This is a genomic window from Acinetobacter genomosp. 15BJ (assembly GCF_000400715.1).
Classification (GTDB): domain Bacteria; phylum Pseudomonadota; class Gammaproteobacteria; order Pseudomonadales; family Moraxellaceae; genus Acinetobacter.
This window is the reverse complement of the sequence record NZ_KE007347.1, coordinates 921,001-945,479: the sequence shown is the minus strand read 5'-3', so window position 1 is coordinate 945,479 and position 24,479 is coordinate 921,001. Positions and strand designations below refer to the sequence as shown.

22 protein-coding genes and 1 pseudogene are annotated in these 24,479 nt (G+C 39.1%); 14 read left to right on the top strand and 9 right to left on the bottom strand.

What is annotated here, in order from left to right; translation table 11 throughout:
* Window positions 1-26: 26 nt before the first annotated feature.
* On the bottom strand, window positions 27-728 hold the full coding sequence (locus F896_RS09710; protein WP_016163734.1) for an FMN-dependent NADH-azoreductase: 702 nt from the start codon (window positions 726-728) through the stop codon (window positions 27-29).
* Window positions 729-853: 125 nt separating this feature from the next.
* Here F896_RS09710 and F896_RS09715 point away from each other — a divergent pair, with 125 nt between their 5' ends.
* The 10 genes from F896_RS09715 (at window position 854) to F896_RS09760 (ending at window position 12,094) form a co-directional block, all read left to right on the top strand.
* On the top strand, window positions 854-1,711 hold the full coding sequence (locus F896_RS09715; RefSeq protein WP_016163733.1) for a LysR family transcriptional regulator: 858 nt from the start codon (window positions 854-856) through the stop codon (window positions 1,709-1,711).
* A 150-nt stretch (window positions 1,712-1,861) separates the two neighbouring features.
* Window positions 1,862-2,383: a sigma-70 family RNA polymerase sigma factor gene (locus F896_RS09720; RefSeq protein WP_171069684.1), complete on the top strand. Its 522-nt coding sequence runs from the start codon at window positions 1,862-1,864 to the stop codon at window positions 2,381-2,383.
* On the top strand, window positions 2,383-3,387 hold the full coding sequence (locus F896_RS09725) for a FecR family protein (RefSeq protein ID WP_016163731.1): 1,005 nt from the start codon (window positions 2,383-2,385) through the stop codon (window positions 3,385-3,387). The genes F896_RS09720 and F896_RS09725 overlap by 1 nt, the downstream gene beginning before the upstream one ends.
* A gap of 205 nt (window positions 3,388-3,592) precedes the next feature.
* A complete protein-coding gene (locus tag F896_RS09730) occupies window positions 3,593-6,751 on the top strand; it encodes a hemophilin receptor HphR (protein WP_016163730.1) in 3,159 nt (1,052 codons plus the stop codon).
* A 190-nt stretch (window positions 6,752-6,941) separates the two neighbouring features.
* Window positions 6,942-7,733 (top strand): Slam-dependent surface lipoprotein, encoded by a 792-nt coding sequence (locus F896_RS09735; RefSeq protein ID WP_016163729.1) that lies wholly within the window; start codon window positions 6,942-6,944, stop codon window positions 7,731-7,733.
* An 81-nt stretch (window positions 7,734-7,814) separates the two neighbouring features.
* Window positions 7,815-9,305 carry a hemophilin secretion modulator gene (locus tag F896_RS09740; RefSeq protein WP_016163728.1) on the top strand — a complete coding sequence of 497 codons (1,491 nt, stop codon included), beginning with the start codon at window positions 7,815-7,817 and terminating at the stop codon, window positions 9,303-9,305.
* Window positions 9,306-9,316: 11 nt separating this feature from the next.
* Window positions 9,317-10,231, top strand: a complete 915-nt coding sequence (locus tag F896_RS09745) for an energy transducer TonB (protein ID WP_016163727.1) — start codon at window positions 9,317-9,319, stop codon at window positions 10,229-10,231.
* Between the two features lie 32 nt (window positions 10,232-10,263).
* On the top strand, window positions 10,264-10,863 hold the full coding sequence (locus tag F896_RS09750) for a biliverdin-producing heme oxygenase (RefSeq protein WP_155765783.1): 600 nt from the start codon (window positions 10,264-10,266) through the stop codon (window positions 10,861-10,863).
* A gap of 28 nt (window positions 10,864-10,891) precedes the next feature.
* Window positions 10,892-11,338 carry a YbaN family protein gene (locus tag F896_RS09755; protein WP_032882214.1) on the top strand — a complete coding sequence of 149 codons (447 nt, stop codon included), beginning with the start codon at window positions 10,892-10,894 and terminating at the stop codon, window positions 11,336-11,338.
* 81 nt (window positions 11,339-11,419) lie between these two features.
* On the top strand, window positions 11,420-12,094 hold the full coding sequence (locus F896_RS09760) for a YjjG family noncanonical pyrimidine nucleotidase (RefSeq protein ID WP_016163724.1): 675 nt from the start codon (window positions 11,420-11,422) through the stop codon (window positions 12,092-12,094).
* Here F896_RS09760 and F896_RS09765 read toward each other — a convergent pair.
* Window positions 12,089-12,523 carry a hypothetical protein gene (locus tag F896_RS09765; protein WP_016163723.1) on the bottom strand — a complete coding sequence of 145 codons (435 nt, stop codon included), beginning with the start codon at window positions 12,521-12,523 and terminating at the stop codon, window positions 12,089-12,091. The genes F896_RS09760 and F896_RS09765 overlap by 6 nt on opposite strands.
* A gap of 162 nt (window positions 12,524-12,685) precedes the next feature.
* On the opposite strand from F896_RS09765, the pseudogene mhpT reads away from it, so the two are divergent.
* Window positions 12,686-13,942 (top strand): annotated as a pseudogene (gene mhpT, locus F896_RS0119835) (3-(3-hydroxy-phenyl)propionate transporter MhpT).
* A 62-nt stretch (window positions 13,943-14,004) separates the two neighbouring features.
* Here mhpT and F896_RS09770 read toward each other — a convergent pair.
* From F896_RS09770 to F896_RS09785, 4 genes are all read right to left on the bottom strand, one after another.
* Window positions 14,005-14,436, bottom strand: a complete 432-nt coding sequence (locus F896_RS09770; protein ID WP_016163720.1) for an SRPBCC family protein — start codon at window positions 14,434-14,436, stop codon at window positions 14,005-14,007.
* A 474-nt stretch (window positions 14,437-14,910) separates the two neighbouring features.
* Complete coding sequence (cydB, locus tag F896_RS09775; protein WP_016163719.1) at window positions 14,911-15,915, bottom strand: cytochrome d ubiquinol oxidase subunit II; 1,005 nt, start codon at window positions 15,913-15,915, stop codon at window positions 14,911-14,913.
* Window positions 15,908-17,353, bottom strand: a complete 1,446-nt coding sequence (locus F896_RS09780) for a cytochrome ubiquinol oxidase subunit I (RefSeq protein ID WP_016163718.1) — start codon at window positions 17,351-17,353, stop codon at window positions 15,908-15,910. The genes cydB and F896_RS09780 overlap by 8 nt, the downstream gene beginning before the upstream one ends.
* 144 nt (window positions 17,354-17,497) lie before the next feature.
* Complete coding sequence (locus F896_RS09785; RefSeq protein WP_016163716.1) at window positions 17,498-17,947, bottom strand: DUF2946 family protein; 450 nt, start codon at window positions 17,945-17,947, stop codon at window positions 17,498-17,500.
* Window positions 17,948-18,239: 292 nt separating this feature from the next.
* Here F896_RS09785 and F896_RS09790 point away from each other — a divergent pair, with 292 nt between their 5' ends.
* The 3 genes from F896_RS09790 (at window position 18,240) to zigA (ending at window position 20,848) form a co-directional block, all read left to right on the top strand.
* Complete coding sequence (locus tag F896_RS09790) at window positions 18,240-18,653, top strand: hypothetical protein (protein WP_016163715.1); 414 nt, start codon at window positions 18,240-18,242, stop codon at window positions 18,651-18,653.
* A 122-nt stretch (window positions 18,654-18,775) separates the two neighbouring features.
* Window positions 18,776-19,531, top strand: a complete 756-nt coding sequence (locus F896_RS09795; RefSeq protein ID WP_032882212.1) for a D-Ala-D-Ala carboxypeptidase family metallohydrolase — start codon at window positions 18,776-18,778, stop codon at window positions 19,529-19,531.
* Between the two features lie 105 nt (window positions 19,532-19,636).
* The gene (gene zigA, locus F896_RS09800; RefSeq protein ID WP_016163713.1) at window positions 19,637-20,848 is read left to right on the top strand and encodes a zinc metallochaperone GTPase ZigA; all 1,212 of its coding nucleotides are present in this window, start codon (window positions 19,637-19,639) and stop codon (window positions 20,846-20,848) included.
* A gap of 74 nt (window positions 20,849-20,922) precedes the next feature.
* Here zigA and F896_RS09805 read toward each other — a convergent pair whose 3' ends face one another.
* From F896_RS09805 to F896_RS09815, 3 genes are all read right to left on the bottom strand, one after another.
* Window positions 20,923-21,768, bottom strand: a complete 846-nt coding sequence (locus F896_RS09805) for a siderophore-interacting protein (RefSeq protein ID WP_032882383.1) — start codon at window positions 21,766-21,768, stop codon at window positions 20,923-20,925.
* Window positions 21,769-21,907: 139 nt separating this feature from the next.
* On the bottom strand, window positions 21,908-23,419 hold the full coding sequence (locus F896_RS09810; RefSeq protein WP_016163711.1) for a hypothetical protein: 1,512 nt from the start codon (window positions 23,417-23,419) through the stop codon (window positions 21,908-21,910).
* Between the two features lie 348 nt (window positions 23,420-23,767).
* A complete protein-coding gene (locus F896_RS09815) occupies window positions 23,768-24,373 on the bottom strand; it encodes a hypothetical protein (RefSeq protein ID WP_016163710.1) in 606 nt (201 codons plus the stop codon).
* Window positions 24,374-24,479: the final 106 nt, after the last annotated feature.

Genomic DNA, 24,479 nt, shown 5'->3' with positions numbered 1-24,479 from the left:
TCAGATCTTATGCTTAAAGCTTGATCTTATTTATATTCGAGCTGTGTTGCAGGACTTTTTTGATCCACAAATATTAACTTTTCAGCAAGGGATTCTGCTTGATTTAATGCATTTTCTAGAGAGTTCTGATGACGAGCATCTGCAAACTCTTGGTATTCAGATGCAATTTCATAAATATGCTCAACCCCTAAATATTTGCTTAAGGTTCGCAGATGCGGGACGAGATGACCTTGATTAGCGCGAATCCCATCGGCGTCAAAACCAAATTCACCACTTGAGGTAATGATGACCAGATGTTTGCCTGATAGTAAGGGTTGGAGTGGAAAGTCTCCACGTGCAAGGTCAAAGTCAAAGGTTTTATTGATACGGATAATTTGATCAAACCATGCTTTTAATTGTGCAGGCATACCATAGTTATACATCGGTGATGAAATCACAATGAGATCAGCTGCTGAAACTTCGGCAATCAATTGATCAGATAAAGCTAAGATTTCCTTTTGCGCGGTTGTTCTTTTTTCTTCAGGAGTAAACACAGCACCAATCCAATCCTGATTAATAAAAGCAGGTGGATTTATGCCTACATCACGATAAATATACTCATCTATATTGCTTTGCTTCTTTAAAGTCTGAATAAAGCGTTTTGCGATATTTTTTGAAATGGACTGATGACGAGGATTATCGTTGAAAGTACTGCGAACACTAGCATCGATATGTAATATTGTCTTCATGGTGAGTCACTTTGAGCACTAAAGATAAACTCATCTTAAGTGCTCATTACAGACTGGACAAACGACTAAATTACAGATATGAATGAGTTTAATTCATCTATAAAAATTAGCTGTGGAGCGTAGAAATGCAGGTTTCTTTACAAGCATTGAAGGCATTTGAATCTGCTGCTCGTTTAGGCAGTTTTAAATTGGCTGCGGAGGAGTTATCACTCACACCTACGGCAATTTCTCATCACGTTAGCAATTTGGAAAACAGGTTAAATGTGGATTTGTTTTATCGGCAGGTTCGAAAAATCAGCTTAACCGAGACTGGCGAAAAATTAGCGAGTGCAATATCAGATGGATTTCGTACCATTGAAGATGCTTTGGAGGAGGTGAGTAACGCCAGCCGGGTGATTAAGATCACCACCACCTCCTCACTCGCAGCAATGATTTTGATTCCATCTATGCAGGGATTTTCTCAAATGCATCCAGAGATTGCAGTTGAAATCTCTACAGGGGAAAGTTTGGACAATCATTTATATGCACTTCCGATCCGTTATGGTGCTGTTTCATCGGTTTCACCCTCAGACATTATTAAATATGAGTCATTTAATGTATTTGCGGCGGCTGGGTTAAGTATGAGCACTTGGAAGCAACAACCGATCAAACTATTAAGTATGGAATGGAAAAATCGGGCTTTACCTGAGCCACCATTAACAACATGGCTTATTGAGAATGATGCAGCGCATTCAAAGATCGAGCTAAAGTGCTACGATCAAGAAATTTTTGGCATTCAAGAGGCGCTTGCCAGTGATGGATTAGTATTTTGTTCAACCACACTGGTCAGTCGATTAATCCATTCGAAATTGCTACAACCGTTACCTACAAATGCCGTGCGAGCCGAGTTGTGTTATTACATCCCAAACAAAGCGCTGTTAAAACGCAGAAATAGAAATCTAAACGAATTGATTACTTGGGTTGAAGATCAATTAAATCAATAGGCTATAATATATAATTGTGTTGCTTACGCATTCGATTTGAACTGGATGCCTATAAAAATAACAGTCAATATAAGTTTGTCAGATTCTTGCTTGCTTTTTTAAATGATAATTATTATCATTTAAGCACACCTTGTTTTGAGTCAGATGATCGTGAACAAAACCCCTGTGCTTGTAGATCAGTTATACAGAAACCATAGAGGCTGGCTTCATCAATGGTTGAGACAAAAAATAGGCAATACTGATCAAGCTGCAGATTTAGTGCAAGATACATTTATTAAGTTATTACAAACGCGGGATGAACTTTTTGGTATTAAAGAACCGCGTGCTTATCTCACTTTGATTGCAAAGAATTTACTCATCGATCAGGTACGCCGTAAAAGGATTGAACAGGCTTACTTAGATGGCATGGGTCAAATGGAATATATGTTGGATGCTGTTGCATCGCCTGAGGATCAGATGCAGATTATTCAAGCACTTGATCAAATGTGTAAAGCATTGGAAGATGTCTCTGCAAAAGCACAACACGCTTTTATTTTGCATTATTTAGAAGGCTATACCCATAAAGAAACAGCAGAGCGATTGGGTGTTTCAACTAAAATGATCCAAAAATATCTCGCTAGCTGTCTGACTCGTTGCTATATGACTCGGTTTGAAATGGATATCCATATTTAATGGCGATCAATAAACAGGAGCATCATCAGCTGGTTGAAGAAGCGGCATTATGGATTGTGCAATTAAGCTCAGACGATGAGTCAACTCGAATAAATGCACAATTGAAGTTTAATCAATGGAAGCAGAATAGCCAGCAACATCAAAAAATTGCAGCTGATATTGAGCAATGTATTCGCTCGATTCAAAAAGTATCTCAAACCACACAGCATCAGAAAGTGGTTAAATCAGCACTTAAAGCGGGCTTGGGCTCTGCTAAAGCCTATAAACATCTGCGCGTAGGGAGTGTTTTTGCGATTGCATCAGTGGTAATTGGCGGCAGTGTTTTTTATCTGTCAGATACCTCTATTGCCTATTTACAGGCAGATATTCAGGGCGATTCAGCGCAATGGACAACTCAAACTTTGCAAGATGGTTCCCGTTTAATTTTACGGGGCAAGAGTGCAGTCAATATCGATTTTCAAGCCAACCAAAGAGTTGTTGAATTAGTCCAAGGTCAGATTTATGTGGATGTGGCTAAAGATCCACAGCGTCCATTTTTAGTCAAAACTACTCATGGGCAGATTCAAGCACTGGGGACAGCTTTTAGTGTGAGCTATACACCATCTGCAACAGCATTAAAAATGTTACATTCTCGGGTACGTGTGCAAGCAGCGAATGTGTATTCCAAACAGCAAGTCATTGTGAGTGCGGGGCAAGCTGTGAGCCTGAATCAAAATGGGATACAACCACTTTCAGCACTGAATATTTATAATGAGCAACAAAAGTGGAATAAACATCAGTTAATGGTGGAAGATTTAGCACTTGATCAGGTATTAAAGGAGTTAGATCAAAACTACAAAGGTAAAATCATTTTTAACGCCGAGGCTTTAAATAAAATTCACGTTAATGCTGTTTTGCCTTTAGATCAGACACAGGATGCACTCAAGTTATTGGCAACTGTTTTTCCAAATTTAAATGTTTATCAAGTTACACCTTATCTTATTGTTATTTCATTAAAAAAATAAAGAAGAAGTCATCTTTTTTATGTTCTGGATTAAAATAATAAAAAAAAATTTAAATTTTTTTAAAATTTAGGTTCCACTTTTTTTAAAGCTGTTCGTCATAGTAAGTAGATGCAATAAATTTGGGATCATTTTATTTTGATGTATTGAATGATTCTTATTTCTATTTACTGGGGCGGGAAAAATGAAGAAAGCTGGAGATGGTCAAATGCGAAATCGGAACTTATTTCGATTCTCAACACTCGCATTTGCTGTACATACTGTATGTATCGGTAGTTTAACTTTACCTGTACAGCAGGTGTATGCGGAAACAGTTGCGGCAAAATCTTATAATATTCCTGCGGGTACATTGGCCAATGTACTGAATCAATTTGCTGAACAGTCGGGTACTTCAATTGCCATTGATGCACAGCAATTAAAAGGACAATACAGTGCAGGTCTACAAGGCAACTACGCCATAGAGCAAGGCTTTCAACATATTTTAGCATCTTCAGCATTTCATGCAGTGAAAGTCGGACAAGGTTATACACTGGCGAAAAAGACTGTCAAAAATATCAACCCGTCATCACTTGCACCAGTAACGGCTGGAAATCAGACAACATCGCTCCCAGCGCAAGGTGATGAAGTTTCAGTCCGTTTGACACCGCTTGTGGTCTATGGACAAGAAGATCGTGATACTCAAGGCAGTAACAGAGTTTATGATGCCAATCGATCTTCAGTCTACGCAGGAAAAGATTATATTGAACGCTTTAAAGGCACCAATCCTGCTGATGTCTTTCAAGGTATGGTTGGTGTTTATAGCGGTGATGCTCGAAATAGCGGAGCATTAGATCCGAGCGTTCGCGGGGTGCAAGGTGTTGGACGAGTGCCACTGACCATCGATGGAACAGAACAGTCGATCGCAGTATGGCGTGGCTACAATGGGGTGAATAACCGAAATTATATCGATCCCAATCTGATTGCGGGCATTGAAGTCATTAAAGGCCCATCACTTGAACGGAATACCACAACCTCAGTCGGTGGTGGTGTTGTGGTCAAGACCTTAGAAGCAGATGATATCGTTCGTCCCGGTAAAACCTTTGGCGCAGAATTAAAAGTAGAAGGCTCTACCAACTCCATTGATCCTTCATTGCCAGACATGAGTAAAATTGGCAAGAACTATAATGATACGACGCCGTGGATGGATATTGATGGTAAAAAATACGATCCCGATATTTATAAAAAGAATCGAACTAAAAATGATAATTCCAACTTCTCGGGAGATGATTTAGCCGGTCGACTTGCATTGGCAATGAAGCAAGATAAATTTGATTTATTGGCTGTTTATGCAGTAAGGGAACGTGGCAACTATTTTTCAGGAACACATGGTTCTGGGTACTATAAACGGGCAGAACCAAGCAATAGTCTCGATTTTATTCCTTATTTTGCTTATTCCTATAAACCGGGTGATGAAGTTCCGAATACATCTAGCCAGATGGAGTCTTGGTTATTCAAGGCAGGTTATCGACCAACTGATGATCAAGCACTGAAATTCACTTATCGAGATACCAAAAATAGATTTGGTGAAATCATGCCCTCACGAATTGAATGGGGGGTAACCCCTGAAATTGGTGTACCGCAATGGCCGCTTAGTGACATTCGTTCCAAAGCCTATAGCTTGGAATATAAATATAAACCTGAGAGCAATCGTTGGGTCGATTTCTATACCAATATTTGGCAGACCGATACAGAAAGTCAGACCTACACCCGAGGGGGGTGGCCGACCACAATTGATTTCCGTGATAATCGTATTATCAATACGGCAATTAGTCACTCTGACAACCGACGTCAAGGCATTAGTATCAGTAATAAAGCACAATTAACTCATCAGCTCGATTTAACTTTGGGGGGAAGCTTCTTAAAAGAAAAGCTCACTTCTGACGATGTTTATGGCGAATATGGCCCAAGTTATTCTTTATATCAAGCTTTACCTCGCGCAGGTCGACGTGAAGAAAAAACCTTTGATTTTAATTTTAACTATCGTCCAACCTCTTGGTTAAGTTTTGATGCCGGCATGCGTTATCGTTCTTATTGGGCTTTTGATGATTTTTTGAATAAGTCAATAAGAGATGGGGTTGATCCTGCGTTAAACCCGTTATTTACCAAGAAAAGTAAGCTTAAAGAATACAGCTTTGAATATCAGACCAAGCCTGAAAGTTATACTGCTTTTGAGCAACGCATGATCGATTTATTTTCGCGAAATTATGCAGCCAGTAATCCTGATTGGGATGGTCGCTTAGAAAGCGTACCTGAATCAGAAAGCGCGTTGTACAGTCGAATTTGGTCACAGAAAAATACATTGAGTTGGAAAGCAGATGAAAACGGTCATTTGAATTTAGCTGATAATGTATTAAATCAACTGAATGCTTCAGGACAAAAATATGTGGTTGTTGGCAGTGGTTTTCAGCCTGCTGTAATTGAACAGGTCCCAATTGAATCAGTTCAAAAAGTAAAAGATAGTGGCTGGGCGCCTCAACTCAGTGCATCGATCCATTTGACCGATAATAATCGTATCTATGCTCGTTATGCTGAGGAATATCGTTTACCTAGCTTATTTGAAAGTACCGTCGGTTTCTCAGCAATGATGCCGTATCAATCGATTAAACCCGAACACGCGTTTAATTATGAAGTCGGTTATGTCTATGACATGCGTAACTGGTTAAGCTCAGCACGTAATGCCGATATTAAGTTGGCGTATTACTACAATAAAACCAAAAATGTGATTGAGCGAAATCAGAATCTGATTTTTACCAATATGGATGAGCAAAAACTTTCAGGTCTTGAATTACAAAGCCGTTTTGATAATGGTGGATTCTTTAGCGATCTGAGTTTGGCTTATAACCTGAAGAATGAAGTCTGTGACAGCAATAGCGCCATTAATAAAATGATTAATAGCGGCACAGTACAAACAGATCAAGGCATTCAATTCCGTGATGCGTACCAACGTTGCGTTGATGATGGTTTTCCCAATGGTTATTTAGTCACCATGTCCACACCAGAACTTAGTGCACATGCTTTGTTTGGTGTCCGCTTTTTAGATGAAAGATTGGAACTCGGTGCTCGGGCAACCTTCTACAAAGGCTACGAAAGTCCGTTACGTAAAAATAATGATGAGGGTGTCAATAAAGGCTATTACCTCAATGTGCCTCTCGCTTGGGATGATACTTGGCTTTTTGATGCCTACGCACGCTATCAAGTCGACACCTACAACACGGTTGAGTTTGTTGGAAATAACCTCTCAAACCAGTTTTATATTGATCCTTTAACCCGAAGTGCAATGGCTGCACCAGGCCGCACTTTGAAAGTCAGCTGGACCACCAAGTTTTAACACAGAATTTAATTCCAACTTTCAAATTAGTCGGAATTAGATAGGCGTAAATAATGAGATTGAATGATTATTATTTACAAAATGAAAGAGCGGTTCTATCGAACAGACTGCTCCTATAACTAAATAGATAACGATGTCGTTATCTATATTGAAACAATAACTTAGCTTTAGAAAAATGGAGTAACAATAAATGAAAATCTCTCAACTGTTCATCGGTCTTGTTGCATGTTCTGCTGTGTTCTCTCATGCAGCGATTGAAGGTGCTTCAAGTAATAACGCAAACATCAAGGTTGGTGCTGCGGCAAATGCGAATCATCCAGGTGGTGCTGCGGCCGTTTCTGTTCAGGCAGCAGGTGCACCATATAACGCATTTACGGGGTTTAGTTCATTAAAAGGCTTGGCGCAAGCATTTGCAGCACAAGGTACTAGCAATACCAATGTCACTGTGGGTACTAAGACTTTTAATATCTCTCATATTCCTGTATCAGCAATGCCGGCTTCACATAGTGCGTTAGGTAATTTTAATTTTGGTCAGGTGGGTACACAGGAAGTTTATTTCGGCGAATGGTGGAAGGCGGGTGATACACCTGCAAGCGCAAGTCATACCGTTTATTATGCGGGTGACAATACCAATACTACAGTACCAACTTCTGGCACGGCGACTTATACAGTTGCAGGGATTAATGGTTCAGCAACCAACCTGTTAAGTGGTAATTTAACTGCTAACTTTGGTTCTGGTACCTTACAAGGCTCTTTAACTGGAACAGGAACAGCGGTTTCAAGCCTAACCTTAAATGGTGTGGCATTTAATCCTGGTACGGCTCAATTTGCTGGTGCAGCAAGCGCGAATGGTTCGGCTGGGGTAAATAACACTGGTGTCGTTCAAGGGCATTTCTTTGGTGCAAATGCTGCTGCTTTAGCGGGTATTGCTCAGTTTAATAATGCCGCTTATAACACGGCATTTGGTGGCGCGAAAAACTAATTGTGGCAAAAGGAATCTACAGCTGTAGATTCCTTTTTCTTGTTTATGGCTTGATGATTTTATTTTTGTTTTGCGGTTTTTATGAAAAGAACATTGCTGTGCTGTCTTGTTTTATTGGCGAATTCATCGCTCTATGCAGATGATGAAACTCAACTTCGCCTGAATCAAAGCTTAGATCAGAATTTATTACAACAACAGCATCAACTACAGCAACAAGGGGCAATTCGCAGCACCGATGAACTACCAAATCTTGTGATTAATGGTCAAGTATTTGAAGTTGAAAAAAATCAAGATGACCTCGCAAAGGCCTTATATTTGGCGGTCATGCAAAAACAATGGGGCAATGCTGCAGTTTATTTAAAGCATTATCAACAATATAAAGACTATGATCAGGCTTTAACTGATTTTGCCGAAGGGGCATTGGCACGTGCCCAAGGGCAGTTCAAATTAGCCGAGCAAAAATTTCAAAGCAGTTTAAACCAACAACCCAATAATCTTATTTGTGAATTAGAGTTAGCGCGCGTGCTGTTTGAACAGCAGAAGAATAAAGAAGCAGCACGCCTTTTTACATCCATTCAGAATAAACTGGTGTTGAGTGACCGTAGTGTGATACCGCCAGAGGTAGAACAAACGGTTAATCTGTTTGTCAAAGCACTTGATCAGCGTGATTCATGGCAAGGCAGTGTGGCCATTGGCCCAACCTATGCCACCAATCTGAATAGTTCTTCTGAGCAAAGTAAAACATGGATGTTGTATGGCATTGACCAAAATGGCAATGTGATTCCGATTCAAGAAATTACCCGTGGTAGTCCTAAAGCCGAGTCTGCAACAGGTGTGGACTATGAAACCAGTCTAATGAAACGCTTTTCTCTCTATGGCAATCATGGGGTTTCCTTGCGTGGTTTGGCTTATGGACAGTCTTATGACGATCATGCTGACTTTAATGAATCCACTCTCAATATCAATGCAGGCTATAGTTTTTTTGATTTAAAAAATCAAATCACAATTGCACCACTATTTGAGCATAAACGTTATGCCAATGATGGTTTGTACAATGCATGGGGAGTCCGTGCAGAATGGATGCGATTCATCTCTGCCGATAAGGCACTCAAGCTTGAAGCTGAAGTTAAAGATTTAAATTATCAAAAATATAAAACGCTGGATGGGAAAGAAAGTTCAGCCATGCTGACTTTCTGGAAGATTTTGCCTGAGCAATGGACGCTATTTGGTGGCTTGGATGTACTTGATCATAATACCCAAGAAAAATATATGGCTGCGTATCAGCAACAAGGTGTTCGTTTAGGTCTGAGTAAACCATGGAGTGTGGGATTAAACACCACTTTATTCAGTTCATATCGCTGGCGTCAGTTCGATCAATACACCGCGACATTTGGTACACGACGTCATGATTTTGAACAAAATTATACCTTCGTACTTCAAATGCCGCGCTTCCAGTTTTATGGCATAACACCAAATCTTACTTATCGCTATAACCGTAATAACAGCAATGTGGATTGGTTATATTCCTATGACAAACATAATGTCAGCCTAAAACTTGAGCACCGTTTTTAGGAGGGTTGGCGATGAAATCAAAATTCCTAAATCCGCTCTATGACTTTAGTACAAAAGCACCATCTATTTGGGTCTTTGCACATTCACAGCGTAAGTCGATCATTTTGACCTTGGTCATGGTTTTTCATCTAATTGGCGTGTGGTCTCTAAGTTATTTTATTGAACCTTATACTTTGGCAACATCACCTAAAGTGAATGCGTTGAAAGTCCATTTTGTATCTTTATCCGCTTCGGAACATGCATCTCCTCAAGCAACAGTAAAAGTTGAAGTTGCCCAAACATCAACAATATCCGCATTAGAAAAACAAACAAGCACTCGCGCTGCTCCATCCAATACTGAAGACACAGAACAAAAAGTGATAGCTAGTCAGAGTGCTGTGCATGAAGTGCCAAAGCAACAAAGTAGCCACAAAGTTGAAACTTTAGCAGTGAAGTCCACAGCAGAAATAGTGGTTCAACCTTCAGAAAGCAAAGCAACACAAGAGACTCAATCGGATCAAGCATCGCAGATATTGACAGACAATCCACTAAATTCGAAACAACAAATAGGACAGGTTCAATCCCAATCGGGTGGTGTAAATACAGCAGCAACACAACAGGAATTGGCTCGTGCGCCAGAAAGCCAAGTTGATCGTGATGAACCTGTTCAAGTCAATAGTGTTGATGTATTGAGCTTTGGCAAGCTTGCTTACGATGATCGGGAACTTAAACAACAAAACCGTGTGGTCGAATTACGGCTACGTATCAATGAAAACGGTCAGCCTATCGAGATTCAATTAAAACAAAGTTCAGGCATTAGCAGCCTAGATCAGCGTGTTTTACAAGCTGCTCGCCAGTCCAAATTCAAACCTTACAAAGTCAACGGTCGTGCAGTGACCGTTGTGGTTGATTTCCCAGTGCAACTCAAACTCAGTCGGAGTCGTTAACCGATGAGTCCTATCCTTTTTCTAGGAGAATAATGATGAACGCAGCAACAGAGCAAATGATTGCCAATAGCCTTTCTCAGCGTTTAAAGCAGGAAACAGCAGCAGAACATGAGCGTATGCACCAGTTAATGGCGCAAGCAGATGTATTTTCAAGCAAGGAGAAATACGCCCAATTTACCTTGTCGCAATATTATTTCCAGCAGGAAATTGAGCATCTTTTCGAACAAGAAGGGGTGGCTGGACTGATTCCCGATTTAGGAATTCGTGGCCGTTCTAAACAAGCCTTTGATGACTTGCAGGATTTGGGTATTCAGCCCGCAGGTCAGACATTACATAGTGCAGAAGTCAAATTACCTGAAGCACTAGGTTGGATCTATGTGTCAGAAGGTTCAACTTTAGGTGCCGCATTTCTGTTTAAACAAGCGCAGAAGCAGTTAGGTTTCTCCGAAACCTTTGCAGCACGAAATCTGGCAGCTTATCCAGAAGGTCGGGCGAAAGTATGGAAACGCTTTGTTGAAGCACTTGATGAGGCTGCTTTTGATCAGGTGCTACAGGATCGTGTTGTACAAGGTGCGCTAGATGCCTTTGGCTATTTTGGAAAAGCATTAATCCAGCTCGATGATTTGAAATAAGTGTTGCGGCAGTAACAGCTTATTCAGTATGGAGAACATTAATCGCATGGATCATGAAATGAAAACAGATGCTTTATCAGCAGCACCACAGCCAGCAAGCAAGTTAGCACGTTCAGTATGGTGGCGATTACTGTTTATCTGTCTGGCTTGGCTATGCATCGGTTTAGGGATTCTTGGAATTTTTATCCCAGGGCTACCAACTGTTGATTTTATCCTGTTAGCGGTGTTCTTTGCAGCGAGAGGCTCCGAAAAGCTACATCAATGGTTCCTCAACCATCGCCTGATTGGACCGATTATTCAGGAATGGCAAGAAAACCGACGTATTCCCAAGAAAGCAAAATATATCTCCACCGTGAGTATGAGTATTGCTGCGGGCATTATGATTTGGACCATTCCGCATCCGTGGGTGGTCTATCCACTGATTTCCTGTATGGCAGCAGTATTGATCTGGATGTGGATACGGGATAAAGATTGAGCAGGCCGCATCGGCTTGCTCTTTTATCACTCGGTATAATAAAATTATCTAAATATTTACTTCGGTTGTAAGATTGCTCAGATGTACAAGGCTATATTCTTTGATATTGATGATACTTTACTGAATTTTAGTGTCGCTAACCGCTCTGCCTTTATTCAATCTTTTGCTGAATTTGATTTAGATCATGATGATTTGACCTATTTAACCTATAAGGACATTAATCATCATTTATGGGAAAAGCAGAAGTTAGGTCAAATTACTATACAAGATGTAATTAATAATCGATTTAAAGAATTATTTCGGGCATTAAACGTTGAGCTTAATTATGATCATTTCCGTGACACCTTTCAGGGAAATTTAGCCAAAGAACATACGCTTGAAGCTGGTGCAGCTGAAGCTATTCATTATTTAAGTCAAAAATATAAGTTATTTGCTGCATCCAATAGTATTCTCAGTCAACAAAGAGCTCGTCTAGGTTTGGCTGGCTTATTGCCCCATTTCTCTGATTTATATATTTCAGATGATGTGGGTTATGAAAAACCAGATCAACGCTTTTTTGTAACATGTTTACAGAGAAGCCAGATTGCCAAAGAAGAAGTATTATTTATTGGAGATAGTCTTGAAGCAGATATGAAAGGCGCTGCCTCATGTCAGATATCGACCTGTTGGTATAACCCGAAAAATCTACCGAATAAATTAGCCTTAGATCTGACTCATACCATTCAGCACTTATCTGATTTAACTAAAATTTTATGAACAGGGCTTGCTCTGTTTTTGATCTGACTTAAAATTAATTAAAAATAGCCAGTAACAGACCGCTGGAATGAGCGCGATAAACAAGGAAAAAATATCCGCATAGACCAGCCACCATTGCTTTGGGAGTTGACCTGTGTGACCCCAACCTAAAAGAGTAAAAAAAGGTGCCGCAACGACTAATGAGCTTAAGCAGATTGTCAGAAAATTCAGATACTGATAGCGGTTTAAGACAAGAGAGAACAAGAATGAAAATGGAACGGTCAAAAGGCAATAACCCAAATAAACCAGAAGATGCCCAACAATAACTGCAAATATTGAACCGAATTTAAACTGATTGTTCATGAGAATAAACAGCACAGCCATCAAGCAGAGTAAGGGAACTGGAGCCAATAATAGCGATTTTAAAATGATCTTTTTCTTATATTTCAAATGAGACTCCTCCAGTTATTTGAATTACATATTGCATAATTTTAATACATATTGCGTAACTATATTCGCTCTGCTAGTCTTTTTAGCGACTTAAAGGATATTTAAATCGATATTTGGAATTTTAGATCGATAAACTGGAAGAATCAAAAAGGGAAGATAACAATGTTAAAAGAGATCAATAGAGAGGCAGGCGCTTCAAAACAAGCAATCGTGATTACACTCATCCTATGTTTCATTTTTGCGATTATTGAAGGATTTGATCTGCAATCTATGGGGGTTGCTGCACCACGGATGAAAGCAGAAATGTTGTTAAATAGTACCGAGATGGGATGGGTGTTTAGTGCTGCTGTTCTAGGCACATTACCAGGTGCATTGATTGCAGGACGAGTTGCGGACTCGATTGGCCGCAAAAAAGTATTTATCACTTCGATCGCAATTTTTGGTCTGATGTCGTTACTGACACCCTTTACCTAAGATTTGAACACCTTACTTTTAGTTCGCTTCCTGACGGGCTTAGGTATGGGAGGTGCTTTACCGATTGTGATTACCATGGTTTCGGAAGCTGTCCCTGAAAAATATAAAGCAACGGCTGTCAGTGCGATGTATTGTGGTATGCCAATAGGTGGTGTTTTAAGCTCAGTGGTTGCTTTATCTTTGACCGCAGATCATGAATGGCGACATATCTTTTATATTGGTGGGATTGCACCCTTACTTTTGGTCCCTATTCTTATTTTATTTTTACCTGAATCAAAAGCTTATTTAAATAAAGTTCCTCAAGTCGCCATTAAAAAACCAAGTGTTACGACTGTGCTTTTTGCAAAACCAAGGATCATGACCACATTTAGTCTTTGGCTCAGCTTTTTTGGTACTTTACTGGTTTTAGCATTGTTCCAAAATTGGTTACCGACTTTAATCTCGGGACTAGGGCTAAATAAGCAACAAGCCAGTTATATTCAAATTGGTTTTAATTTAGGTGGTTCTATCGGTGTATTAATTTTAGGTTTGATGTTGGATCGACTCAATAAATTCTTTATTGTTGCCAGTGTTTATGCGGGTATTCTAGCTTCATTGATTGGTTTGGCATATTCCCAAAGTGCATTAAGCTTTATTTTCTTTGCTACAAGTTGTGGAATGTTCGTGATCGGGTGTCAGTCAATTTTATACACCTTGGCTGCAAAATATTATCCCACTGAAATGCGAGGCACGGGAGTGGGGGCTGCGGTTGCTGTGGGGAGACTAGGCGCCTTTGCAGGTCCGTTAGTAGCAGGTTATTTATTGGGGACGGGGCAAAGTGAGATTGTGGTGATCGCATCAAGCATACCAATGATTTTATTGGCCGCGATCTCTGCATTCATTTTACTGCGGAAGCCAGACCATTCTTCTACTCGAAAAGAACCAATCGGTACAGTGATATCTTAATTTCAAACTAGATCCTTGACGGTAAGATAATCAAACCGTCAAGGTGATGCTTATGAACAGCATTAAAATTTCAGTTTTTTCAGCCCGCGGTTGATCCCATTTTGTAGTGCCGCTTTAATAATTGGACCAATAAATGGAACACGACCTTTAAAGCTAATAGTGTAATCCAGTCGAGTGCGATCACCACCTAAATCACTAAATTTCATGATTCCACGATGTGCTTTAATCGGACTAATGCCACTGGTAATTGCATATTCGATCAATTCATTTTCTTGGTAAACCAAGTTGGTTTCAACGAATGACGGTGCTAACGGAATGGAGAGTTTTCGCGCAGAGCCAACACCATTACGGGCATCTTTGCCATTACTAATACGCGTGATTTTTGCTGGAGCAAAGATTTTGTTCAGATTTTCATGTTCACTTAGAACGGCAAAAACCTTATCTATGGGCGCATTGAATTCTTGTATTATCTTGACTTGTTGTGTTTTTAGCATAGTGGAACCCTTTCAAATAAATTGACATGATGGATTGTCAGTACGTCGATGTTAGCACGCTTTTCAGCACTTCTGAATTTTACTCTGTCGGAAACTCGAGACATTTTTATACATATCAGTCACGCTTTTTTTTAGATATGGAATGGTCAAAAACAATCGCATACATCTCAATTTTTATTTTTGGCAAATGGCTTAGTCTTTATCTATTTAGTTTGTAAAAAAAGCTGATAAATCAGAAAACCCAGATTGTCTGCCACAGTAACAAGACTTCTATTCTTTAATTTGAAATTTGTTATTGTTCATCAAAAGACTATACCTGAGTATAGTCTTTTTAAATGAAAGAAAAGAACTCAGCCTAGTAGGCGAGTTTTAGCAATACTCGAAAGAACATTGCAATCACCAACAAGCCTAGAAATCCAGCTAACCAAAGTACAATAAACCATTGTGTTTTTGATAATTTCATTTGATTGCATCCTAGTGGTAGCCTGTATCACCAACCCGTACTTTATCTCTGAATACCCAGTACGACAGAATGGTATAGCCGATAATAATTGGAATGAGAATCACAGCGCCAACCAGTGCAAATTTTTGACTAGAATACGGTGCGGCTGCTTCCCAAATTGTGACTGATGGTGGAATTATATTCGGCCATAGACTAATCACAAAACCTGTAAAGGCCAAGAACACTAGGGCTAAGGTAAAGATAAAGGGCTTTAATTCCTGACGCTGTTTGCATGCCTTTAAAATCAAGAATGTAAATAGCAAGACCAAGATGGGCACAGGGCTAAAATACAGTAGATTTGGTAATGCAAACCAACGTGCTGCTATTTCTGGATGAGTCAGTGGCGTGTATAAACTAACACCTGCAAACACGACAAACAGTAAGATGATCAGTTTAGGCATCAGCCCATACATCTTATCTTGTAATTCATGGTCGGTTTTCATAATCAGCCAGCCACAGCCTAACGCTGCATACATGGCAACCACGCCCAGCCCAGTAAATAAGGCGAAAGGAGTTAGCCAATCTAAGCCTGAACCTGAGAAAATACCATTGGTAGTTTGAATCCCTTGAATATAAGCACCTAAAATCACACCTTGTAGGAAGCTAGAGAGAATTGAACCCCAGATAAAAGCTTGATCCCATAAATGTTTGGTGCGATTGGCCTTAAAGCGGAATTCAAAAGCAACGCCACGGAAAATCAATGCAATCACCATCAAGGTAATCGGCATATACAAGGCAGACAGCACAGTTGAATAGACCAGTGGAAAGGCGGCAAATAAGCCAGCTCCACCGAGTACCATCCATGTTTCATTACCATCCCAGACCGGTGCCACGGTGTTCATCATCACATCACGTTCTGCGCTGTTTTTAATGAAAGGGAACAGAATCCCGATACCGAGATCAAAACCATCTAAAATGACATAGATCAGGACACCCAGTCCGATAATGCCGACCCAAATCAGAGATAAATCAATCATGGTGTTTCTCCTCTTTAGTTGGGTCTTGTTGATCAATGCTTTCATCGACCGCACTTAAAGGACGCATTGGTGTTTTGAAGTGTCCATGACCTGCGGGCTCAAGATCCACAGCCTCAACGAATTGAGGACCTTTATGCATAAGTTTCAGCATGTAATAGATCCCAATTCCAAACACAACACAGTACACCACCACAAAGATAATTAAGGTAAGACCGACTTGTTCGGCTGAAACAGGAGAAAGAGCATCTTTGGTCCGCATTACCCCATAAACCACCCAAGGCTGGCGACCAACTTCTGTAGTAAACCAACCTGCCAGTACCGCGATAAATCCTGAGGGTCCCATGACTAAAGCAAAGCGATGAAACCATTTATTTTCAAAAAGTTTTCCTGTTTTTCTGAGCCAAGCCCCAGTGAAGGCAAGCAAAAGCATGAGCATACCTAAGCCAACCATGACACGGAAACTCCAAAACACAATGGTAGAGTTTGGTCGGTCTTCTGGAGCGAAGTCTTTTAAGCCTTTGACCGTACCATCCATAGAATGAGTCAAAATCAGACTGCCTAGATTTGGAATTGCAATAGCATATTTGGTGCGTTCTTCTTGCATATCAGGAACACCAAATAAGTACAGCGGCATCCCTTCATCATAATTGGTCTCCCAATGACCTTCCATTGCTGCAAGTTTTGCAGGTTGATGTTCTAAAGTATTCAGACCATGTGCATCCCCAACAAATACTTGTAAGGGTGCCAAGACCAGAATGAGCCACATTGCCATAGAAAATGAGGTCTTGACCAAGGCATCACGGCGGCCTTTAAGCAAATGCCAAGCAGCAGTTGCCGCAACCAATAAAGCTGCAACCATAAAGGCTGCAATCGCCATATGTACCAGTCGATAAGGGAAAGATGGATTAAAGACAATTGCCCACCAGTCTGTCGGCACAATAATGCCATTTTCAATGCTAAAACCTTGTGGTGTCTGCATCCAACTATTGGAAGACAGAATCCAGAACATGGAAATACAGGTACCGATGGCAACCATCAAGGTGGCAAAGAAATGTGCTTTGGGACTAACACGACCCCAACCAAAGAGCATGATGCCAAGGAAGCCAGCCTCCAAGAAGAAAGCACTTAGGACTTCATAAGTGAGAAGTGGGCCTGTGACACTTCCAGCAATACGAGAAAATTCACTCCAGTTAGTACCAAACTGGTAACTCATCACTACGCCTGAAACGACGCCCATCCCAAAGGCAACCGCAAAGATTTTGACCCAATACTTAAACAAGTCTTTATAAATAGGATCTTTGGTCCGTAGCCAGCGCCATTCTAAAACAGCCAGAAAGCTAGCAAGTCCGATAGAGATTGCAGGGAAAATAATATGAAAAGAAACGGTAAAAGCAAATTGTATTCGTGCTAGTTCGAGTGCAGTAAAACCTAAAGTCATGACAGCACCTCATCTTGTTGCTGATGAGATAAACTTAAGGTTGAATAAAGCTCTACCCAATTAAGCGTATGATTAGAAAAAGAAAACATTACTATAATCTCTTGAATAAAAGTTTTTCAAAACTAAAAAGTTTTGAGCTTCAAGTCAGAATGATAGTAAGAGAGGGGGAGCTCGGCCCTGAGGAGTGAGAAAGAGTTGTTGAAGCTGAAAGAAAACATGTAAATAGTTTTCAATAAAAGCCAGAAAGCGAACCTGAATTCGGACTAGAATTTGCTTTAGATCGACATCTGGTAAAGGCAGTACATGACTATACACCACACAGTATTGACACTGATGGTTTGCATCATGGTGGTGATGGTGACTTGCCGACGTTTTAACTTCAGCTGAAAAAACTTGATGCTCATGTGCAGTATCATGCTGAGCAGCAATATGATGATGGTTATGGAGTGGAGAGGTAGAATGATGGTCTTGTAATAAAATTTGGGTAATAGTCTCACATACTGGAGAAACTTGATATTTCTCTGGCAGCAATGGCTGTAAGAACACAGCGATTTGTAAAAAGATTGCATAGAACCCAAGCAATCTTCCAAGCATCAACACCCGATTGATCTCTTTATGGAAACCATTGGAGAAATACTATAACAAAGAAATCTTTTTTTTAAAGAGAATACTTAATTATTTTTAATGAATAATAATAAGTTTTTTACATGAATAATTATTAGATTTCATTACTGTAGACGATTTTTCGGGCATTTAATCGTTAAATTTTGCTTAACAATTTTAAGTTTTTTTTATTATAGGCCTAAAATGTTTAGCTTAAGCGTTTATTTATTAGCAAATCAAAAATAGCTAACATGTTATCAATTTAAAAATATAGATGTTGAGAATGAAAAAAGGCTTAAAACTAGATCATGACACACTTTTTATGCGGTTATTTTTCAAATCTTCGCCTGAAGTTACGGATGAAGAGGTGGAATACTACCGTGAATATCCTGATCAAATTGATGAAATAACTGCCCCGATCAATATCCATAAATTTTTTCTCTGGGCTGGTGCACTTTTAGGCATTGTGATTGTTGCGATTGCAAAATTTCTTAAATATTCAGGTACATTGAGCTTTTTATCAGAAGGCATATTTGAATTTGTCATTGATATCATTTATGAAAGTGGTATCGCGCTCATCAGTGCTGCAGTGACGGCCTATATGCTTGGTGTTGTACTCAATAAGCAACAAGATAATGCTGCAAAGTGGCGTGAAGAAATTCGTCGAAGAATAAAAGGAGATAATGCTCAGTCCTAACCAGCTAAGAGTTATTTGTTTGATGTTTGAGCTTGCACCATTAATTGTTATGTTATAACATAACAATTAATGGTAATAAAATTACCATCTGTACTTTGATGATTGGGTGGTGGTGTATCGACATGAGGAATATTTATCTTTTAGGATTTATTTTTTGTGTTTCAGCATGTCAATACAATACCCCAAGCCCTAAACAAATGGCTTATCCTATTATTAAAAATTCATCCTTTTCGAATAAAATCAATAATATCTCCAATTTTTCACAACAAAATACGGCTCCATCTTCATATTTAAAATGGTCGGGTCAAATTGAACATCAACAACAGATAAACGCCTATAAAACTTTTTTAAAAGATAAGGGGCTGGTTTTTTATATTCCTGATTATCAATTTCTACAGACGGCTAAGGATTGGCAAAAGTGTCATGCCAATGAATATGAAGTTCCCCATCAAGAACTTTGGAACAACATTATTCCAACACTGAATATTTTGAATCAGCTGGTTGAGCAGCAAGTGATTCAAAATTTCACAGTGACATCCGTTTATCGAAATAATTTATTAAATCAGTGTGCTGGTGGAGCTGGAAGTTCAAGACATGTTTTTAATGCAGCTTTAGATTTCCGAATTGGCGATCAGAACCCAGATGCTAAACAGCAAATATTCATTCAGGAAACAAAACTGAAACTTTGCCAATTTTGGTTAGATCACGGTGAAGCACTGCAGATGGGATTGGGTGTCTATGAATCTGGACAAATCCATATTGATGCTGCTGGTTATCGTACATGGGGTGTGGATCATCGTTATACATCATCACCGTGTATGAAAGATTTTTCTAATTCTGTTCTCTCACGATTCAACACGATGAGTAAAACCGAATGAAAGCAAAACATACCAATTCTCAATCCTAATCATTAAACAATATTAGAGCTTAATCTTCCGTGCTTTTAAGTATGGATTCTAAAAACTTAAACAGTGAGAACGCCAATGAATCATTCTTTAGCCACTCCATCAAAACTTCCTGTAACGGTATTATCAGGTTTTTTGGGTGCAGGAAAAACGACTCTACTGAATCATATTTTAAACAATCGAGAAGGCAGGAAAGTTGCTGTTATTGTTAATGATATGTCAGAAATTAATATTGATGCTGCTTTAGTTCGAGAAGGTGGAGCAGAGCTATCACGAACAGATGAGAAACTGGTTGAGATGAGTAATGGCTGTATTTGCTGTACTTTAAGAGAAGATCTGTTACTTGAGGTACGGCGTTTAGCTGAGGATCAACGTTTTGACCAGTTGGTCATTGAGTCAACAGGTATTTCTGAGCCTTTACCTGTTGCTGAAACTTTTACTTTTGAAGATGAAAATGGTATCTCATTAAATGAATTTGCTCGACTAGATACAATGGTGACTGTGGTTGATGCTTATAATTTTCTAAAAGACTATAGTTCGCTAGACAGTTTACAATCTCGAGGAGAATCATTAGGTGAAGAAGATCAACGCAATGTAGTCGATCTCTTAATTGATCAAATTGAATTTTGTGATGTAATCGTATTGAATAAAGTCGATTTAGTCGACGAACAAGAAAAAGCCAGACTATTTGGAATTCTTCATTCACTTAACCCAAGAGCAAAAATCGAGACATCAGAATTCGGACAGGTTGATCTTAAGTCTGTATTGAACACGCACTTATTTGATTTTCACGAAGCAGCTCAAGCACCAGGATGGCTAAAAGAGCTTAGAGGGGAACATCAACCAGAAACTGAAGAGTATGGTATAAGCAGTTTTGTCTATAGTGCTCGACGGCCGTTTCATCCGCAACGCTTCTTTGATTTTGTCCAATCTGAATGGCCAGGGGTGATTCGTTCAAAGGGCTTTTTCTGGTTAGCATCTCACCCAGAGTTTGCAGGTTCTTGGTCGCAAGCCGGCGCAATGGCGAGACACGGGGTTGCAGGTTATTGGTGGGCGGCTGTACCAGATGAACATTGGCCAGAAGATCAACAGAGTCGTGAAGCTATTGAAAAGAAATGGGACGATCTAACTGGGGATGCCAGACAAGAAATCGTTTTGATTGGAATGGAAATGAATCAGTCTGAACTGATTCATAGCTTTAATGCTTGCTTATTAAATGATGAAGAAATGGCACTAGGGGAAAATGTATGGAAAAGCTTTGATAATCCATTTCTAGAATGGGATGAATGACTCAAAACAACTGAATTTGGTATCGATAAAAAACAAGAGAGTTTTAAAACTCTCTTGTTAAATCTCTAATGTTTTTATACAGGCATATCTAAATCATCAAATGTTTCTAGTGTTTTTCCTGCTTCCAAATGCTTTTGATAATATTCCAACCGAACTTCATCTAAAATCGTACTTGAAAGACCAACATTCCAATAACCTGTCACTTGTACATCTTTTTTAGGCAGTGACTTTTCCTCTAGAAAGAATTTGCGAATTGCTCGGGCTTCATTCCGTTCGCATGCAGCCCAAACACCTAGGTTATTTGTATTTTTAAATTGGTAAGCTGCTTTAAGCAAGAGCCCCATTTTTCCTGCTTGGTCTTGGCGTTCTCTTTGCAGTAAATGTATTTGGACATTTTCTTGATTTGGAAGGTATTCGCAAATATTGGCGTCATGACTTTCAACAAAAATATCTGCAGTTATATTATTTTGCCAATGTTGCAAGATTGAATAAAGCGCAGGAAGGGCGGTTTCATCGGCAAACATCACGATATGCTTTTCTGCTTCAAAATCTGGAACAAAATGCGGTCTTGGTCCAATCAGTTGCGTTGTTGTTCCAACCTTTGCGGTGCGTACCCATTGCATTGCAGGACTTTCATCTTCATGTTCGATCAGATCAATTTCAACTTCGTGGTGATCACGATTAAATGAGCGAATTGTGTAAACACGGGTTAAATTTTCAGAAACTCCAATACGGACAGCTAAGTTTGGCTTATCCCACATATCTGGTTGATTTGTATTAATTTTAGCATGAACTCTTAAAATGCTTGGGAATGGCCTTGAAATTGCAGTAATTGTCATCTCGGTCTGTTCGAGATTTCTCATATGATCGTTTTGTTTGAGTATATTGTCATCGTTTGAAGTCACTTTTTGCTTAGTCATTGTCAATTTACCCATCATAATTAAGTGAAATTTCACCAATTATGCATGATAATGATAATTATTTGCAATAACTTATGCGTAAAATAAAAGCGAGAGAATGCATTCGACATTTTCTCGCTCAGCTTAAAATAACTTTGTGTTAGAACTTTTCTTTTATCCAACCATATGCAGCTGCAAAGGGCAAAGCAGTTCGCGCCAAGTAAGGTACATGCCATAAGCCACCATGATTGGCATTTTCCATAATCAACTCTAAGGGATGATTCAACTGTTTGGTTGGATTGGTCGCACTTTCTGGATTATTTAAATCATGTACCCAAAGCGCTGCCATGATGGCATTGGTCGTCTCTGGACTAAATGTTTCTACTTTAAATAGATCAGCACCAGCAAAGGCAGCTTTGAGAATTGGATTTTTAACCACAGAGCGGGTTGTTGTAGAGGGTGCAATATTGATGACCGTTTTTTGGCCACGTGCACGGCTGCGTATTGCAAACCATTGTTGTAGGCGTTTAGCAAGAGCGTAGTTCGGCCCTTGTTCAATGACCATACAATCGGAGATACCGTACTGTTGACCATTATCAGATCGGATTAACTGCTTTGTATTAGGTTTAAAGAAGTTAGTCAAGGAAATATTGTGAATAGATCGAGTAAGTAACTTTTCTATCATCGGACGTTGTTGAGTTTTTTCTTGTATGGAGTTCACTACAGATTTTGGAATTGCATAAATATCAGTAGGTGTCAGCATAAACATGATACTGCTGTCCGCTTTTTGTTTGCTCACTTGCTCCATGATGCTAATCATAGCAATTGAAACACGGACATGTTTTTCACCATCTAAATATGCAATACCTGCAAGGTCTAAGGTTTCTGCAAAAGTATTCAGCCAATTCGCAATTTCTGGGGTTTGGGTTAATAGATTGGCACCGAGCTGTTTCTCTTTATTGGCTAAGCTGATCTGTGGAGCGATCAATGTCGCGTTACCTTGCTGAACTGTTTGAGTAATTTTTTCCCATATTTGAGGATTGGGTAAATCAATCGCAATAATATTGGCACGCCATTTTGCCAACCAGCTAAGGGGGCCCGCTTCAGAAGCTGCACCGAACAACACCATAGTCCGTGAAGATAGATCAAACCATTCAGGATGAGCTTGGAGTAGACGCAATGCTTTTGCATGGCTAGGTTCGATAACTTTTTGATTTTCCCAGCGATCTATTTGTTCGAGTAATGCTTGTCCCTGTAATTTTTCTCCATTGAAAGGAATATACCAAGCTTCAATAGCAGAATTACCTTCACCCTTTAAAACATAGTTATCAAAAGGTTGGTCTTCAATATCAGACATTGCTTGTTCTAAAGTCGATTGTTGACCAGCTCGGTTAAATGTGAAGAGACCTTTAGCTGCATCTAGACCATTCTGAGCAATGAGTAATGGATAATGTACCGAGCTAATTCCTGTTTTTACAAGCTCTTGAAAGTAAGCTGGATATTTCTTTCTCCAATTTTTTTCTGCTTTAAGTTGTGATGCAAGTGGAGAATCAACACTGCTCAATGCGGCATATAAAATTTTCTTTGCTGTGTTTGTTGTACTGGGAGACTGCTTGCCGGATTGAATTGGAAATTGTATCCCATCATTTTTAGACTGTAATATATTACTCAACTCACTGCTCCCATCTATTGAATCCAGAAATCCTAGGTCAGGATATCTCTATGCTTTTTCCATTCTATCTTTCAGAATAAAGCCAAATCCTGAAATACAAAATAGCGAAAATAGCGCAATTGATTGACTTTTTTGAATAGAGAAAATGTCGCAATAAACTTGATGATTGGTTGAAAAATCTTTTTTATACAATTTGTTATAATGAAATATGTGCTTTTATATTGATTACATTGATAGGTAAAATATTACTTTATAAATATTTAAGTTGCTTTAATGAATAATGTATTGCAGTCCGATGAGCATTTTAAATCAATGACTAATAGGAACAATACATGGGATCATTGGTGCTCATTTCAAAGAGGATGAGGCTGATACAGCCATTGTATTGGCACAATTATTTTTCGCATACTCAACAAATTTCTCTAATCCCATTATCTCAGCTTTCACTTTACAGCGATATATCACCCCATACATTGGATGTTTTTGCTCATTGGTCATATAGTAATTTTTAATATGAAAAAAAGAATAATAATGGAACAGGGTAGAGTTCTCATCACCATCATAGACATATTGGGTACCTGTAAAATGCATATGTAAAGCTTTTGTTTGGTTCATTAATTCATCTAAACTATCCATTGCGTCATGAGTACAAATTTCGAATGCTTTTGTTTCTTTTTTATCAAGATTTTTTAAGTAATCACCAGCGCATTGTCTGATATACGCTTCATAGATCATTCCGTTTTCTTTTTTAACCGAAAAATATTGATAGCTTTTATTGGCAAGTGTCTTTATTTGATTCTTTTCAATAAATTCTTTGCCATTGATTGTAATTAATGATTCTTGCAAATCTTTATTCAATAAAAGCGATAAGTTTTTTGCTAAACAAATTGATGAACTAAGACCCAAACCCATAAATAACGGGAGGATTCGAAAAGAAAATTGATATAGGTTCATATGTACACCATACAAGATATTGCTTAATTTTTAGTTAGTTATTTCATTGAGTTGCATCTGAAATTTTTATGCTAGCGAACTAGCATAAAAATTTGACTTCAATGTT

Coding starts and splice junctions, on each gene's coding strand:
- F896_RS09750 (WP_155765783.1), top strand. CDS start 10,264: ATGATGAACGCAGCAACAGAGCAAATGATTGCCAATAGCCTTTCTCAG.
- F896_RS09745 (WP_016163727.1), top strand. CDS start 9,317: ATGAAATCAAAATTCCTAAATCCGCTCTATGACTTTAGTACAAAAGCA.
- F896_RS09740 (WP_016163728.1), top strand. CDS start 7,815: ATGAAAAGAACATTGCTGTGCTGTCTTGTTTTATTGGCGAATTCATCG.
- zigA (WP_016163713.1), top strand. CDS start 19,637: ATGAATCATTCTTTAGCCACTCCATCAAAACTTCCTGTAACGGTATTA.
- F896_RS09730 (WP_016163730.1), top strand. CDS start 3,593: ATGCGAAATCGGAACTTATTTCGATTCTCAACACTCGCATTTGCTGTA.
- F896_RS09770 (WP_016163720.1), bottom strand. CDS start 14,436: ATGCTAAAAACACAACAAGTCAAGATAATACAAGAATTCAATGCGCCC.
- F896_RS09760 (WP_016163724.1), top strand. CDS start 11,420: ATGTACAAGGCTATATTCTTTGATATTGATGATACTTTACTGAATTTT.
- F896_RS09755 (WP_032882214.1), top strand. CDS start 10,892: ATGGAGAACATTAATCGCATGGATCATGAAATGAAAACAGATGCTTTA.
- F896_RS09790 (WP_016163715.1), top strand. CDS start 18,240: ATGAAAAAAGGCTTAAAACTAGATCATGACACACTTTTTATGCGGTTA.
- F896_RS09725 (WP_016163731.1), top strand. CDS start 2,383: ATGGCGATCAATAAACAGGAGCATCATCAGCTGGTTGAAGAAGCGGCA.
- F896_RS09715 (WP_016163733.1), top strand. CDS start 854: ATGCAGGTTTCTTTACAAGCATTGAAGGCATTTGAATCTGCTGCTCGT.
- F896_RS09815 (WP_016163710.1), bottom strand. CDS start 24,373: ATGAACCTATATCAATTTTCTTTTCGAATCCTCCCGTTATTTATGGGT.
- F896_RS09785 (WP_016163716.1), bottom strand. CDS start 17,947: ATGCTTGGAAGATTGCTTGGGTTCTATGCAATCTTTTTACAAATCGCT.
- F896_RS09735 (WP_016163729.1), top strand. CDS start 6,942: ATGAAAATCTCTCAACTGTTCATCGGTCTTGTTGCATGTTCTGCTGTG.
- F896_RS09805 (WP_032882383.1), bottom strand. CDS start 21,768: ATGACTAAGCAAAAAGTGACTTCAAACGATGACAATATACTCAAACAA.
- F896_RS09795 (WP_032882212.1), top strand. CDS start 18,776: ATGAGGAATATTTATCTTTTAGGATTTATTTTTTGTGTTTCAGCATGT.
- cydB (WP_016163719.1), bottom strand. CDS start 15,915: ATGATTGATTTATCTCTGATTTGGGTCGGCATTATCGGACTGGGTGTC.
- F896_RS09710 (WP_016163734.1), bottom strand. CDS start 728: ATGAAGACAATATTACATATCGATGCTAGTGTTCGCAGTACTTTCAAC.
- F896_RS09780 (WP_016163718.1), bottom strand. CDS start 17,353: ATGACTTTAGGTTTTACTGCACTCGAACTAGCACGAATACAATTTGCT.